Source organism: Actomonas aquatica (assembly GCF_019679435.2).
GTDB classification, from domain to species: domain Bacteria; phylum Verrucomicrobiota; class Verrucomicrobiia; order Opitutales; family Opitutaceae; genus Actomonas; species Actomonas aquatica.
Genome location: NZ_CP139781.1, coordinates 5,928,959 through 5,944,174, shown reverse-complemented (window position 1 = coordinate 5,944,174; position 15,216 = coordinate 5,928,959). Strand labels below are relative to the sequence as shown.

The 15,216-nt window shown below is 65.1% G+C and carries 14 protein-coding genes; 13 read left to right on the top strand and 1 reads right to left on the bottom strand.

Annotated elements, in window-relative coordinates; all coding sequences use genetic code 11:
- Positions 1-13 precede the first annotated feature (13 nt).
- Positions 14-3,676 (bottom strand): TonB-dependent receptor plug domain-containing protein, encoded by a 3,663-nt coding sequence (locus tag K1X11_RS22810; protein WP_221030186.1) that lies wholly within the window; start codon positions 3,674-3,676, stop codon positions 14-16.
- A gap of 412 nt (positions 3,677-4,088) precedes the next feature.
- On the opposite strand from K1X11_RS22810, the gene K1X11_RS22805 reads away from it, so the two are divergent.
- The 13 genes from K1X11_RS22805 to K1X11_RS22745 all read left to right on the top strand — a co-directional run bounded on the left by K1X11_RS22805 (position 4,089) and on the right by K1X11_RS22745 (position 15,213).
- Complete coding sequence (locus K1X11_RS22805; RefSeq protein WP_221030187.1) at positions 4,089-4,976, top strand: SMP-30/gluconolactonase/LRE family protein; 888 nt, start codon at positions 4,089-4,091, stop codon at positions 4,974-4,976.
- A gap of 90 nt (positions 4,977-5,066) precedes the next feature.
- Positions 5,067-5,849 carry a DeoR/GlpR family DNA-binding transcription regulator gene (locus tag K1X11_RS22800; RefSeq protein ID WP_221030188.1) on the top strand — a complete coding sequence of 261 codons (783 nt, stop codon included), beginning with the start codon at positions 5,067-5,069 and terminating at the stop codon, positions 5,847-5,849.
- A 110-nt stretch (positions 5,850-5,959) separates the two neighbouring features.
- Positions 5,960-8,152 (top strand): bifunctional rhamnulose-1-phosphate aldolase/short-chain dehydrogenase, encoded by a 2,193-nt coding sequence (locus K1X11_RS22795; RefSeq protein WP_221030189.1) that lies wholly within the window; start codon positions 5,960-5,962, stop codon positions 8,150-8,152.
- Between the two features lie 431 nt (positions 8,153-8,583).
- Positions 8,584-9,261 carry a PduL/EutD family phosphate acyltransferase gene (locus K1X11_RS22790; RefSeq protein ID WP_221030190.1) on the top strand — a complete coding sequence of 226 codons (678 nt, stop codon included), beginning with the start codon at positions 8,584-8,586 and terminating at the stop codon, positions 9,259-9,261.
- 36 nt (positions 9,262-9,297) lie between these two features.
- On the top strand, positions 9,298-9,567 hold the full coding sequence (locus tag K1X11_RS22785; protein ID WP_221030191.1) for a BMC domain-containing protein: 270 nt from the start codon (positions 9,298-9,300) through the stop codon (positions 9,565-9,567).
- Between the two features lie 65 nt (positions 9,568-9,632).
- A complete protein-coding gene (locus K1X11_RS22780) occupies positions 9,633-9,911 on the top strand; it encodes a BMC domain-containing protein (protein ID WP_221030192.1) in 279 nt (92 codons plus the stop codon).
- 94 nt (positions 9,912-10,005) lie between these two features.
- A complete protein-coding gene (locus K1X11_RS22775; RefSeq protein WP_221030193.1) occupies positions 10,006-11,196 on the top strand; it encodes an acetate/propionate family kinase in 1,191 nt (396 codons plus the stop codon).
- A gap of 29 nt (positions 11,197-11,225) precedes the next feature.
- Complete coding sequence (locus tag K1X11_RS22770; RefSeq protein WP_221030194.1) at positions 11,226-11,522, top strand: BMC domain-containing protein; 297 nt, start codon at positions 11,226-11,228, stop codon at positions 11,520-11,522.
- A gap of 97 nt (positions 11,523-11,619) precedes the next feature.
- Positions 11,620-11,919 carry a EutN/CcmL family microcompartment protein gene (locus K1X11_RS22765; protein ID WP_221030195.1) on the top strand — a complete coding sequence of 100 codons (300 nt, stop codon included), beginning with the start codon at positions 11,620-11,622 and terminating at the stop codon, positions 11,917-11,919.
- Between the two features lie 67 nt (positions 11,920-11,986).
- Positions 11,987-13,444, top strand: a complete 1,458-nt coding sequence (locus tag K1X11_RS22760) for an aldehyde dehydrogenase (RefSeq protein ID WP_221030196.1) — start codon at positions 11,987-11,989, stop codon at positions 13,442-13,444.
- A 54-nt stretch (positions 13,445-13,498) separates the two neighbouring features.
- Positions 13,499-13,771, top strand: a complete 273-nt coding sequence (locus K1X11_RS22755; protein WP_221030197.1) for a EutN/CcmL family microcompartment protein — start codon at positions 13,499-13,501, stop codon at positions 13,769-13,771.
- Positions 13,772-13,776: 5 nt separating this feature from the next.
- Entirely contained in the window at positions 13,777-14,079 is a 303-nt protein-coding gene (locus K1X11_RS22750; RefSeq protein WP_221030198.1) for a EutN/CcmL family microcompartment protein, read from the top strand.
- Positions 14,080-14,091: 12 nt separating this feature from the next.
- A complete protein-coding gene (locus K1X11_RS22745) occupies positions 14,092-15,213 on the top strand; it encodes a class II aldolase/adducin family protein (protein WP_221030199.1) in 1,122 nt (373 codons plus the stop codon).
- Positions 15,214-15,216: the final 3 nt, after the last annotated feature.

The window sequence follows — 15,216 nt, the reverse complement described above, 5'->3', positions numbered from 1 at the left end:
GAGACCCATTAGATCAGAAGGAGAACGTATTGGTGAGGGTCCAGGTGGTGCCTTCGGCGATGCGGTAGGCACCCGGAGAGCCGTCGGGCTGCACGCTCAACTGCTCGAGGTGCACGCTCTCGCCGACGTTGCGCATGTTCAACTGAACGCGCCAGCGGAGCTTCTCGGTGAGCTTGCGCTCGTGACCGATCCACAGGTCGAGGTGATCCTCGGAGGAGCTCCAGATCGGGGCGTCAACGTCGAGGTTGTCCTGCGCCGCATTCAGGCCGTAGCCGAGGATGCGACCGTCCTGCCAGCGGTAGGCGAGACCGATGTTGGTGCCGTTGAGGAAGCCTTCATCGAAGTTGTAGTTCGCGATGACGTTGGCGCGCCACGGGGACATTTCCGGGACGAGCTTGCCGTTGGTCTGCAGCTGGAACTGGTAAGCGCTCCAGATGTTCTGCGTGTAGGCCTGGCGCATGGTGTCGCCACCCGCCCACCACATCCGGAGGTCACCGGCGGGGGACTGATACTTGGCGTATTGCGACTCGATGAAGTTGACCAGGCTCTGACCGAGGGCGGTCTGGGAAGCGGTGGTCTTCGAAGCGTTGATCGAGATGTTGAGGTTCGGGGTCGGCTGACCGATGATCTCGAACTCCCAACCTTCGGACTTGTTGTTCACCGTGCCGGTCGGCCAGGCGCCGTTGATGCGGCCACCGCCCGCGGGCTGGATATTGCCGATGGACGGGGACGGATCCCAACCCGGGAAGGAGTTGGCGTAGTCACCGGCCACGGCGGCGTCGTAGTTGATGTTGAAACCGTAGGCTTCATACCACGAGGCGGGCATCATCTGGGAGAGCCAGGAGTTGATCGCGGCCTGCTGGGCAACCGTCGAGGGATGGTTGAGGAACGCAGCGCTGTTGGGATCGTTGTAGGTGTTGTCCCAGTTCTCGTCGATGAGGGCCCAGTTCCAGAACCACTCGTTGCCGGGGCTGTTGCCGTCCAAACCGTTGAGGTAGGCCATCACCGTGCCCGTGCCCCAACCTTCGAGGTTGCGGAGGTAGTAGGTGTTGGCACCGAGGGTGGAGACTTCGGAGGAGACGCTCGAGAGGTTGGCGTCGGAGACGGTGGTCTCATACTTGGTCACCTTGATCTGGAGACGGTCGTCGAGGGTGCTGATGACCACGCCGTAGTCCTTGGTTTCACCCTTGGCATTCGGCAGCGGGTTGCCGTCGAAGCCGTAGCGGTTTTCGACGCGGGAGTTGCGGCCGTTGCTGTAGGTGAGGCTCAGGTTGGTGCCCCAGGGCATGCGCTCACGAATGGCGCGCGGCGTGTGGAGCACGAGACCCCAGCTGCGGCTCTGGCCGTCGCTGGAACCCGTTTCCGGATCGAGCGGGTCGAGTTCCGGATTCACGTGAGCATAACCGTCGAGGTTGCCGGCGGCGTTGGAGCTGTCGGCGCCGGAACGCAGGGTCTGCTTGTCTTCACGCCAGCCGTAGGTGCCGACGAGCAGGTCGTCGATCAGGTAGGCCTGCCAGGTGAGCGCGGTGGACTCGGTCTCGCGCTTGGTGCGGGAGATGTCGGTGTAGAGGCGATCGATGTCGCCGCCCATGGCGTTGAGCACCTTGAAGGAGCCAGTCTCCCAACCGACGTAGTTGGCCGGGTTTTCCGACTGGGTGGAATCTTCACCCACGGGGTCGTTGGACTGACCGCGAGCGGTGTTATACCAGAAGTCGCCCGGGTTGACCGTGTCGCTGTTCCAACGGCTGTTGAAGTAGAGGATGCCGTGCTCGCCGGAGGGATCGTGCTGACCCGTGATGCGGGGCAGGTTGAGACCGGAGGCGGAGTTGTAGGCGCTCAGGTTGCCGGAGAGGTAGTAGACCCAGTCGATGGTGGTGTCGCCTTGGGAGAGACCACCGTCGTTGGCGCCGGACGGACCGGTGCCGATCGCGTCGGACCAGGAGGGATCCACGGCGTAGCGCACGAAGTTGCGGTTCTCCCGCTCGTAGGTCTCTTCCGAATACACGCCGGTGATGACGTGGCGGCCGAGGATACGGGCGACCAGGGAATCGCTGTCCATGAAATCGTCGAACTGGATGTCGGCGAAGGCGGTGGCGCGCAGGTTCTCACGGTCGCTGAACATCTGGGTGTTGCCACCGTTCTTGGAGTTGCCGGCCACAAAGGCACGACCGACGTTCGGGTTGGCGACGGCGAGACCGTCGAGCTCACCCGGGTAACGCATCAGGTTCGAGCGGATGTCGACCGAGATGTAAGGGTCGTTGAGGTTGCGGGACTGACCATCGTCATACTCCTGCTTGTCGTAGACCAACTCGAGACCGGCGCGGCCGTCGAAGAGGGTCTGCTCGAGGGTGATGTTGTAGGCGTCCCAGTTCTGCCACTCGCGCTTGGCGTCGCCGTCGAGCAGGTTATGGTAGAAGTCGAAGATCGACGGGTCGGTGATGGACTTGCGCTTGTAGAAGCCGCTGTCAGCACCCGGGAAGAGGGAGCTGTCCAGATACATGTTGGTGTTGCGCGCCGCGTCGGCGTAGCTGCCGATACCGATGTTGGACCCGTAAGGGAAACCATCGATGCCACCGTCGCGCTGACCCTGCGGGTTGATACCCCAGTAGTTGCCCGGGCTGGCTTGATAGACCGCCACGTAGTTGGACGCATCGGACGAGTCGTAGACAAAGGTCGGAGCGCTGACGTTCTGCACGCCGGGGCCGAAGTATTGGGCGACCCACGGATTCGGGGTCACGCCAGGAGCGGCACCGTCGGAAGAGGTGACGACCACGCCGGAAGCCCAAGCCTGATACGGATCCCAGGACTGCTTGTTGATGGCGTTGGGATCGAAGTAAGGCGTGATGTGGTCCCAGGGCGGGAGCACGCGCGGACGGTTGGCCACGACTTCACCGCTTTCGAAGTTAGCGCGGATGATCGTGGAGGCCGTGTCGGTGCGGAGGAAGTCCGGCGCCCAACGCACGGCGGCGAAGATACGGTCCGAACGATTGAAGGCCGGGTCCTGGCGATACTGCGTGTCATCGGAAACGGCGGACACGCGCACGGCGAGTTCGTCGGGGATGATCACTTTGTTGTAGTCGAACGACGCGCGCATGCTGCCGAAACTACCCACGCGGAACTCAACATTGCCTTCGGAGCGGCCCAAAGTAGCGCCATTCAGGCTGGTGTTGATGATACCGGCAGGGGAACCGAAACCGAAGAGGATCGAGTTCGGACCGCGCTGCAGGTCCACGCGACCCACGTTGAAAGCATCCCACGGGATGTCCGACTGGAAGAGGTCACGGGTGTTGTCGGCCGAATCGAGGCCGCGCACGCGGGTGTTGTTGTTCGGACGCAGGAAGTTCGAGCCTTCACTGGCACCATCGATGAAGGTGCCGCCTACGCCGGCGAAGTTACCATACACACCGCCCACTTCCGTGTTCGTGGTGTATTGCAGCAGGGTTTGGTTGTCCGTCGCACCGGTGTCCTTGAGGAACTCGGCGGTGACAACGGTGATCGAGGACGCGACGTCCTTGAGGTCAGTGCGGATACGGGAACCCGCGAGGGTCGAAGTCGCACGGTAGCTACCGGCGTCTTCCTGAGCGTCCACTACGAAGGGCGACAGGATGATGAGCTCCTCATCATCGATCACGTCGTCCGCCGGGTCTGCCGTTTGACCGATGGCCGGAAGGGCCATCAGACCAAGGAGACTCGCCGAGACTGCTCGTGACCAGAATCGCCGCCCCGTAGCCGGAGCGGAGGCGTTTTTATTGAGCATGGGGTCTGGTGTTTGGGTGTTATTTGGATGCTATCCCGAACCACCTTCGGCGGGTTTACGCCACACGAGGCAGCGCACGCTTGGATGCACGTCAAAGGCAGGGGGGTTTAAGATGTTTCGTTAAATCATCCGTGATTTATGGTTCAATCCTTTTCCCCCCGCGAAAGGCCCCGATTCCAGAGAATGGGTATTTGGGTATTGAGACTATTTTCCCTCTGCCGACCTTTAACGCACCTAAATGAATAGGTCGCGTTTGCCCCGCCGCGCCAAAATCGGATAAGACTTTTCGCCACCCATTTTCGACAGCTCCCACCATTTTCTGTATCCAACAATGCCTGACACCCTCTCTGCCACTCCCCTGCCCGCCCTCGGCCTCTACGAACTCGGCGAAGGTCCGGTCTGGGACGACCTCACCCAGTATTTCCACTGGGTCGACATCAACACCGGTCGCTTCTTCCGCCACGACCCCGCCACCGGCGCGACCACGCACTGGGAAATGGGCGCTCGCTGCGGGTTCGCCGTGCCAACCAATCGGCCGGGCATCTGGTTGGCTGCACGCGGCGCCGAGGTCGTTTGCCTCGATCTTGCCACCGGCGATGCCACGCCGTTCCACCGTCTCGATCCGGAAACCGACTTCCGTTGCAACGACGGCAAGTGCGACCCGCAAGGGCGCCTCTGGGCCGGCACCGTGCCACTAGATTGGGGCAACTTCACCGGCGCCCTTTACCGCGTCACCGCCGCCGCCGGCCCCGCCGCCCAACGCCGCCAAACCGGTTGCTCCAACGGCCTCGCCTGGTCGCCCGACGGTCGCTTCTGCTACTTCATCGACTCCCTCACCGGCCTCGTCGATCGCTACTCGTGGTCCGCCGACACCGGCACGATCTTCAATCGCGAAACATTGGCCAACTACTCCCAAGTCGACGACACGCCTGACGGCATGTGTATCGATGCCGAGGGCCATCTGTGGGTCGCCTTCTATAATGGACACTGCGTCCGCCGGCTCGACGGCCTCACCGGAGCCGAACTCGCCAAGGTGGAACTGCCGGTCGCCCAAGTCACCTCCTGCGCCTTCGGCGGCCCCGACCTCGCTACGCTCTACATCACCACCGCCTTCGAAGGCCTCGACGCCGCCGCCCGCGCCCCCCAGCCACTCGCCGGCAGCCTCTTCACCTGCCAGCCCGACGTGCGCGGTCTCCCCGTCGACCGGTTTCGTTTCTGAAACAAAGCGGTTCGCAGCGACGGCCTCCCGCCGTTCGCCACTTTATATGATTGACTGCGCTCATATAGCCAGCGATCCCTGCGGCACTCCATGCGAGTTCCCCTGCACATTGTCGAAGCGCGCCGCGAGTCACTCCGCGCGCTGATCCGCACCGATGGGTTCCTGCCCGTCGGTGAGATCTGCCGTCGGCTCGACATCTCCCCCGCCACCGCCCGGCGCGACCTCGCCGCCATCGCGGCAGACGGCCAGATTACTCGCACCCGCGGCGGCGCCCTCGCCGACTACAACACCAACTTTGCCTCCCACGGCGAACGCGCGCATCGCGCCCGCACCGCCAAGTCCCGCATCGCCGCCACCATCGCCCGCCGCCTCCCCACCAAGGGCGCGGTCTTCCTCGATGCCGGCACCACCGTGCAGGCCGTCGCCCGCCACCTCGTGACCGAGCGCCGCAAACGCCAGCTGCTCGTGGTCACCAACAGCCTCCCGGTCGCCACCGTGCTCGGCGGCGCCGACGGCATCGAACTGCACGTCATCGGCGGCACCTTCCTGCACCGCCAGGCCATCCTGCTCGGCGCCGAATCCGCCCGGGCCCTCGACAGCTGGGTCTTCGACGCCGCCGTGCTCGGTGGCGAGGGCATGGACGCCTACGGCATTACCAATTCCCACGCCGAGATTGCCGCCTTCCAGATCGCTGTGCTCGCCCACGCCCGCGACCTCTATTTCGGCCTCGACGCCTCCAAGCTCGGTCGCGCCACGCCCTACCGCGTGACCGCCTGGGAGGGCAAATTCCACCTCGTCACCGACGCGAAAGCCAACGCGCTCGCCGAGGCCGGTATCCAACTTCCGGTTACCCGCCGGATCTTCGCCCGTTAGCGGCGACTTCCCTCACCTTCTTGCACCCGGCCTCCCCGGCCGTCGTCGCGTCGCGTCACCCGCGCGGTCCGACTTTTTTGACCAACCGAACCTTACCTTCCCAAACATCCATGTCCGACTACAAATACGTCACCTATAGCTGGGACGACGCTCATGCCGCGTCGCTCGATCCCGTCGACCGCCTCGTTTATCGCTCCAACATTCTGGGGGCCGATCAACGCATCACCAACACCGGCGGCGGCAACACCTCCTCCAAGATCACCGAGAACGATCCGCTCTCCGGCGACGCCACCGAGGTGCTCTGGGTCAAGGGCTCCGGCGGCGACCTGCGCACGTCGAAACGCGCCAACTTCTCCTCCCTCTATCAGGACAAGCTCCTCGCCCTGCAAAAGGTCTACGACGCTCAACCCGAGCGCGGCCTCAAGACCCCCGCCGAGGACGCCATGGTCGGCATGTATACCCACACGACCTTCAACCTGAACCCGCGCGCCTCCTCCATCGACACCCCGCTCCACAGTTTCCTGCCGGGCAAACACGTCGATCACATGCACCCCAACGCCATCATCGCCATCGCCGCGAGCAAGCGTTGCGAGGAGCTGACCCAGGAGATCTTCGGCGGCACCATGGCTTACGTGCCTTGGATGCGCCCGGGCTTCGAGCTCGGTCTCGCCATGCAGGAGATCGCGAAAGCCCAGCCCGACGTGAAGGCCATCATGATGGGCCAACACGGCTTCATCTCCTGGGACGACGACGACAAGGTCTGCTACACCCACACCCTCGACTTCATCGAAAAGGCCGCCGCCTACATCGAAGCCAAATACGAGGCCAAGGGCGGTGACGCCGCCGCCTTCGGTGGCGCTAAATACCAAACCCTCCCGGAGGCCGACCGCCACACCACCTTCGCCGCCATCCTTCCGTGGCTCCGCGGTCAGGTCAGCCAGTTCAAGCGCTTCGTTGGCACCATCCAGGACGACGAAAAGATCCTCCGCTTCGTCAACTCCGCCGACGCCCCTCGCCTCGCCGAGCTCGGCACCTCCTGCCCCGACCACTTCCTGCGCACCAAAATCAAACCGCTCTACGTGGATTGGAATCCGCAGACCGAGGACATCGCCGCCCTCAAGGCCAAACTCGCCGACGGTCTCGCCGCTTACCGCAAGGACTACGCCGCCTACTACGAGGCCTGCAAACACGACAACTCCCCGGCCATGCGCGACCCCAACCCGACGGTCGTGCTCATCCCCGGCCTCGGCATGATCGCCTGGGGCAAGGACAAGTCCGAGTCCCGCGTCACCGCCGAGTTCTACAACTGCGCGGTTGAAGTCATGCGCGGCGCCGAAGCCATCGACGAATACATCGCCCTGCCCCAGCAAGAAGCCTTCGACATCGAATACTGGTTGCTCGAGGAAGCCAAACTCCGCCGCATGCCGCCGGAGAAGGAACTCGCCCGCCAGATCGTCCTCGTCATCGGCGCTGGCTCCGGCATCGGCAAAGAGACCGCCCACCGCCTCGTCAAAGAGGGCGCGCAGATCGTCTGCGTCGACCTCAACCTCGCCGCCACCGAAGCCACCGCCAAGGAAATCACCGACCAATACGGTCTCGGCATCGGCGTCGCCGGCACCGGTATCTCCGGTTGCGGTCCGGCCATCGGCCTCGCCGCCAACATCACCGACCGCGCCTCCATCCGCACCATGCTCGACCAGGTCGCGCTCGCCTATGGTGGTTTCGATCACATCTGCGTCACCGCCGGCATCTTCGTGCCGTCCGACACCACCGGCCACATCCCCGACGAGAAGTGGGCCCTCACCTTCGGCATCAACGTCAGCGGTTCCTACTTCGTCGCCGACGAAGCCGCCAAGACCTGGCGCGAACAGGGCCTGCGCGGCAACCTCGTGCTCACCACCTCGGCCAACGCCGCCGTGGCCAAAAAGGGCTCCGTCGCCTACGACACCTCCAAGGCCGCCGCCAACCACCTCGTGCGCGAACTCGCCATCGAGCTCTCCCCGTTGGTGCGCGTCAACGGCGTCGCCCCCGCCACCGTTGTGAAGGGTTCGGCCATGTTCCCGCGCGACCGCGTCATCGGCTCCCTCGCCAAATACAACATCCCGTATACCGACGACGAAGAGACCGAGTCGCTCACCAGCAAACTCGCGCAGTTCTACGCCGATCGCACCCTGACCAAGGCCCCCATCACGCCGGCCGACCAAGCGGAAGCCTACTTCCTGCTCACCAGCCAGCGTCTCAGCAAAACCACCGGCCAGGTCATCACCGTCGACGGTGGCCTCCACGAAGCCTTCCTGCGCTAAACCTCGCGCAAGTAAAACTCCCCCCACGCCGCGCCCCAAAAAAGGCGCGGCGTTTTTGTGCCCGCACGCGTCAACGTAGTGCCGGCTTCAGCCGGCATTCCGCCCCACCGAAAGAGCCGGCAGCTAAAGCAGCCGCTACGCCCTCCAAAGAAGCGCCCAACGGTGGACGCGGACCTCCGGCCCCGCCCGCCAAAGCTTCCGCGACGGCGGGGCCGCGTCGCCCTGCCTCTCCGCTCGCCGCGCGCCGCCCTGCCCCGCCTCCTCCTGCCCCGCCGCTCGCCGCGCGCCGCCCCTCCGTCACCCCGCACGTCCGTCACTTATATGAAACATTCCGCGCATATCCCTTTATGAGCGTTTCTCGTCATTTAATGCACAGCTCTCGCCAACGGATGCGGCGCGCCGCCCTCGCCAAACTGCCATAGTCAGCCTCCATGTTGACCGCCCCTGCCAAACCCCATCGGGCCGAAATCGAACACGCCGTTCGCCGTCTCCTTTACCAGCGTCTGGGTCGTCCCACGCCGCGCGCCGCGCAAGCTCCGCGCCCCCTCCTCGTCAACGTCAGTGCCCGTCACTGTCACCTCACCCCCGAGGCCGTTGAAACCCTCTTCGGCAAGGGCCATGAGCTCACGCCGATGAAGGCGCTTTACCAGGAGGGCCAGTATGCCGCCAAGGAATCGGTTACCCTCATCGGTCCCCGCTCCCGCGTCATCTCCAACCTGCGCATCCTCGGCCCCTGCCGCGATCTCAACCAGGTGGAACTCGCCTACACCGACGCCATTTCGCTCGGCTTCGACATCCCGGTGCGCGCCTCCGGTGACATCGCCGGCACGCCCGGCTGCATGCTCATGGGCCCCGCCGGTTTCCTCGAACTGCCCGAAGGCGTTATCCGCGCCGCGCCGCACGTGCACATGCACCCGACCGACGCCGAATTCTACGGTTTCAAACCCGGCTCCTTCGCCCGGCTCAAAATCGACGGCCCCGTCGGCATGACCTTCGACCGCATCCTCGTGCGCGTCTCCCCCGACTTCAAACTCGAGGTCCACATCGACACCGACGAGGGCAACGCCTGCGGCCTCGGCCCCGACACGCCCTGTCAGCTCCTTCCTTAAACCCTCCCATCAACGCACCCTCAACCCCCACCCTCCATGAGTGAATCTCTCGGTCTTATCGAAACCAAAGGCTACGTCGGCTCCATCGAAGCCAGCGACGCCATGGTCAAAGCAGCAGGCGTCCGCCTGACCCGCCAAATCCAAATTGGCGGCGGTCTCGTCACCGTCGTGGTCAAAGGCGACGTCGGCTCCGTCAAAGCCGCGGTCGAAGCCGGCTCCGAAGCCGCCCAACGCGTCGGCGAGCTCGTCTGCTCGCACGTCATCGCCCGCCCCCATCCCGAGCTGCTCAAGCAGTTCAACATGTAACCCGTATCCACTTATAGGTTACGTTTTTTCACCCTTCACCACTCACCTTTCTACATTCTTTCCCCATGGCCAACGAAGCTCTCGGCATGATTGAAACCAAAGGCCTCTGCTCGCTCGTCGAAGCCGCCGATGCCGCCCTCAAAGCCGCCAACGTCGAAATGACCGGATTCGAGAAAATCGGCTCCGGCCACGTCGCTGCCTTCTTCCGCGGAGACGTCGCCGCCCTCAAAGCCGCCGTCGACGCCGGTGCCGATGCCGCCCAGCGCGTCGGTGAAGTCGTCGCCACCCAAGTGATCCCGCGCCCGCACGAAGACCTCGTCGGTCTCGGCACCTGGCTCTCCTGAGCCCCGCGCTCTTTCTCTTTCGTCTTTATCTTTCTCTTTCTCCCCGACCACCACCCGGCGGTCTCGGAGCGGAGAAGGCCCCCGCCCAAACCCCATGAAACTCCTCGTCGCCAACCTCGGTTCCACGTCGTTCAAATACCGCCTGCTTGAGCTCGCGGGCAGCGACGTGCGCGAACTGGCCAAAGGCGGCTACGAGCGGGTCACCGATCACGACGACGCGATCAACCAGGCCCTCGGCGCCCTCGCCGATCAAGGTCTGGTGCGCTCCGCCGCCGATCTCGATGGTGTGGCCTTCAAGACTGTCTTCGGCGGTGAACTCACCGGCTGCGTGCTGGCCGACGAGTCCGTCGAAAAAGCCCTGCTCGCCAACGCCGACCTCGCTCCCGCCCACAACCCACCCTACGCCGCCGGCCTGCGCAGCTTCCGTGAACGCCTCCCCGAGGTGCCGCGGGTCGCGTTGTTCGAAACGGCGTTCTACCAATGGGTGCCCGACTACGCCCGGCGCTACGCCGTGCCGGAGTCGTGGTTCGAAGCCGGTATCCGTCGCTACGGGTTCCACGGTGCCAGCCACAAGTTTGTGGCCGAACGCTCCGCCGAACTCCTCGGTCGCCACGATCTCGCCGCCAACGTCCGCCGCCTCTACTCCGATGGTCCGCAGACTCTCCCCGGCGCCCCCGTGCGCGTGATCTCCTGCCACCTCGGTGGCTCCAGTTCCGTCACCGCCATCTGCGACGGTGTCGCCTGGGGCACCAGCATGGGCCTCAGCCCGCAGTCCGGCCTCCCGCAAAACAACCGCGTGGGTGACCTCGACTCCGCCGCCGTGCCCGCCGCGGTGCGCCGTCTCGGTCTCACCATCGAGGAAGCGGAACGCCAGCTCACCAAGGAAAGTGGTTTGGACGGCCTGTCCGGCGTCAGCAACGACCTCCGCGACATCAAGGCCGCCGCCGATGCCGGCAACGCCCGCGCCCAGCGCGCGATCGATGCCTTCATCCACGCCATCCGCCATTGGGTCGGCGCCTTCTGGTTCGAACTCGGTGGCTGCGACGCCCTCGTTTTCACCGGCGGCATCGGCGAAAACAACCCGTGGTTGCGCGCCGGCGTCTGCGCCGGCCTGGCCGACCTCGGACTCTATCTCGATCCCGACCTCAACGCCTCCGGTCCCGCCGAGGCGCCCCTCACCACCTTCGATTCCCGGACGCAGGTGTTCGTTATTCCCGCCAACGAAGAACTCGTCGTGGCCCGCGAAGCGGCCCGCCTGCTCTCCACCCTCACGCCTTCAACTTAAACTCCACCCTTAAACTCCTCCATACCACCATGGCTCAATCCGCCCTCGGACTCCTCGAAACTCGTGGCCTCACCGCGCTCGTCGCGGGCACGGACGCGATGCTCAAATCCGCCAACGTCACCCTCGCCGCCCCCATGACCCAGGTGGGCAACGCCCTCGTGACCGCCGTCGTCACCGGCGATGTCGCCGCCGTCAAGGCCGCCATCGATTCCGGCGCCGAAGCCGCCCGCCAATACGGCGAGGTCGTCTCCGTGCAGGTCATCCCGCGCCCGCACGACGACACCGCTGCCATCCTGCCGAAGATCAAGACCGCCGGTAAGAAATAACCCGCCGGACGTGTATCCACGGGCGTGTGACACTCGAGTCACCGCCCGTGTGCCCCCTCTCACATCATACATCTTACCTCTAACCTGCCTCCCCGTCATGTTTCTCGCCCGCGTCATCGGCTCAGTGGTCTCGACCAAGAAGGATGAGATCATGCGCGGCCGCAAACTGCTCCTGCTGCGCCCTCAATTGGTCGACGAGCAGGACCCCGCCCAATTTCGCTCCGGCGCCAATACCATCGTCGCCGTGGATTCCCTCGGTGCCGGCGCCGGCGACCTGGTGCTCTTCTGCCAGGGCAGCTCCGCCCGCCAGGCCACCGGCATGAAAACCCTGCCCATCGACGCCGCGGTCGTCGGCCTCGTCGACACCGTCGAAGTCCTCGGCCACCGCCTCGCCTAAATTTCTCACTCCGTAGCTACGAGCGTGAGCGAGTGGTTCATCCACTTCGCCGCTCCCCCGCCCAGCCATGTCCGCCTCGCTCAATCTCAACGAAGACCTCGTCCGCAGCGTCGTCGCCGAGGTGTTGCAGACCTTCGTCCGCAACGGCGCCACCCCCGCCACCTCCGCCGCGCCCCAAATCCTCACTCCGGCCAAACGCCCCGGCGTTTTCACCGATGTGGCCGCCGCCTGCGCCGCCGCTCAGGCCGCCCAACTCAAACTGCTCGCCGGTGGCATCGCCGCCCGCGCCAAGGTCATCGAGATCGTCAAAACGCTCTGCACGCAGAACGCCGAGATCTGGGGCAAGTTTGAGTTCAACGAGACCAAGATCGGTCGCCTCGCCCACAAGGTGGAGAAGCTCCAGATCGTCAAACTCGTGCCCGGTGTCGAATGGCTTCGCCCCGACGCCCGCTCCGGCGACCACGGCATCACCCTCGAGGAGTTCACCCCCTTCGGCGTCATCGCGGCCATCCTGCCGATGACGCACTCCATCCCGACCCTCTCCGGCAACATCATCAACATCGTCGCCGCCGGTAACAGCGTGGTCTTCAACCCGCACCCGGGTGGCGCCAAGTCCGCCGCCCTCGCCGTCGCCGCCTTCAACGAGGCCATCAAAGCCGAGACCGGCATCGAAAACCTCGTCTGCACCATCGAAACCCCGTCGCTCGATTCCTTCGACGCCCTCTGCGCCGCCCCCGAGGTCAAGATGATCTGCGTCACCGGCGGTCCCGCCGTCGTCGCCGCCGCCATGAAATCCGGCAAACGCGCCGTCTGCGCCGGCCCGGGCAACCCGCCCGTGCTCGTCGACGACACCGTCTGCGTCGACAAGGCCGCCCGCGACATCATCGCCGGTGGTGCCTTCGACAACAACCTGCTCTGCATCGGTGAGAAGGAGGTCTTCGTCCTCGACTCCGTGGCCGACAAGTTCATGGCCGCCCTCGGTCGCAACGGTGCCCACCAACTGAATACAGCTCAGTTCGAACGCCTCACCGCCGCCGCCTTCACCAACTCGCCCGATGCCGGTGGCTGCTCGCACCCCGTGCTGAACCGCGCCTTCGTCGGTCTCGACGCCGCCACCCTCGCCGGTCACGCCGGCACCTCCGCGCCGGCCAACACCGAGATGCTCTTCGCCGAGTGCGACGCCCTGCACGCCTACGTCATCGAGGAACAGATGATGCCGGTCCTGCCCATCGTCCGCGTGAATTCGATCGAGGAAGGCATCCGCGCCGCTCTCGCCGCCGAACACGGCTACAAGCACTCCGCCATCATTCACTCCCTCAATGTCGATCGCATGACCGCCATGGCCCGCGCCCTCGACACCACGCTCTTCGTCAAGAACGGCCCCTCCACCGCCGGCCTCGGCCTCGGCGGCGAAGGTTACCTCAGCTACTCCATCGCCACCACCACCGGCGAAGGCATCACCACGCCGCGCACCTTCACCCGCACCCGCCGCTGCGTCATGGTCGACCAACTCCGGATCTACTGAGCCCGCCCGCTTCCCCACTTCGTCCTTCTTACTTCCAACTTCTTACTTGACCTCATGATCCTCGCCCGCGTCGACGGCACCCTGATCCCTGCGACTTGCCCCCCCTCGATGGTCGGCAAGCGCACGATCATCTGCCAGCCGCTCGGCGCCGACGGCGAAGACATTGGCACGCCCATCCTCGCTTACGATCCGCTCGTGTCCGGTCTACACCAACAGGTGCTGATCTCCACCGACGGTTCCCAAACCCGCCAACTGGTGGGCGATCCGCACTCGCCGCTGCGCAACTTCGTGCTGGCGCTCGTCGATCCCACCCTCTCCTCCCGCTAGACGTCATGAAACTCGGCACGGTCATCGGACGCATCACCCTCAGCCAACAGGAGCCCGTTTACCGCGGCGGCCAGTTGCTGGTGGTGCAACCGCTCACCCGTGACCAGCTCACGGGCGCCGACACTTCCCCCGTCGCCTCCGGTTCGAGCCTCATCGTCTACGACCAGCTCGGCGCCGGCCAGGGTGCCACCATCGGCTACACCGAGGGCGCGGAGGCGTCTCAACCCTTTTCCAACCCGGCGCCCGTCGACGCCTACAACGCCTGCATCGTTCACCAGCTCGACTACCGCCCGCCTTCCACCACCTAGCCCCCTTCCATCATGCCCAAGATCCTCACCGCCCGAGAAGTCGAGGCCCTGCTCCGTGCCGGCGAAGCCGTGCCGGCCGACGCCCGCCTCACCCCATCCGCCCGCGACCTCGTCGAGGACCGCCGCCGCAACGGCCGCACCTTCACCGCCAACGCGCCTCGCGCCGGCTCCGCTGCGCCCGCCACCAAACCGGCCGCCAGCTCCGCCACACCCCCGGCTCCGTCGACGCCCGACTACGAGTTCCGCTGGGCGCCCGGCAGCGATCCCAAGACCCCCTCCGACATCCAACGTTTCTTCACCTCGCCCGCCATCGAGGAACTCAAGGTGCGCATCTGCGACATCGGTCGCCGCCTCTGGGAACGGGAATACACCGACGGCAACGGCGGCAACATCACCATCCGCGTCGGCGACAACCTCGCCCTCTGCACCCCCACCCTCATTTGCAAGGGCTTCATGAAGCCCGCCGACATCTGCCTCGTCGACCTCGACGGCAACCAACTCGCCGGCACCCGCAAGCGCACCTCCGAAGCCATGACCCACTTTGGCATCATGAAGCGCCAGCCCGCCGCCAAGTCCTGCGTGCACGCCCACCCGCCGCACGCCACCGCCTTCGCCATCGCCAACGCCGAGATCCCCACCTGCCTCATCCCCGAGGCCGAGGTCTTCCTCGGTAAGATCGCCCTCGCCAAATACCAGACTCCCGGCACCCCGGAAAACGCCGACGAAGTCGGCCAACTCGGCATCGATCACCAAGCCATCCTCATGCAGAACCACGGTGTCATCGTCTGGGGCAAGGACGTTGAGGACGCTTACTGGAAGATGGAGAACATCGACTCGTATTGCAAAACCGTCGCCATCGCCGGCGGACTCGGCAGCGGCCTCCATCGTTTCGGCACCGACAAACTCAAAGACCTGATCGGCCTGCGCAAAGCGCTCGGCATGCCCGATCCCCGCGCCGAACTCGAGGAGTGTGAGCTCTGCAGCGACAACAGCGAATTCCGCCCCGGCGCCGTCTGCCAAGCCACCCCGCCCTCCAGCGCCGCCCCCGCCACCGCGGAGGTCGACCCGCAGGTCGAAACGCTCGTCCAGTCCCTCACCAACGAGATCCTGCGCCAGCTCGCCACCGCCAAATAGAGA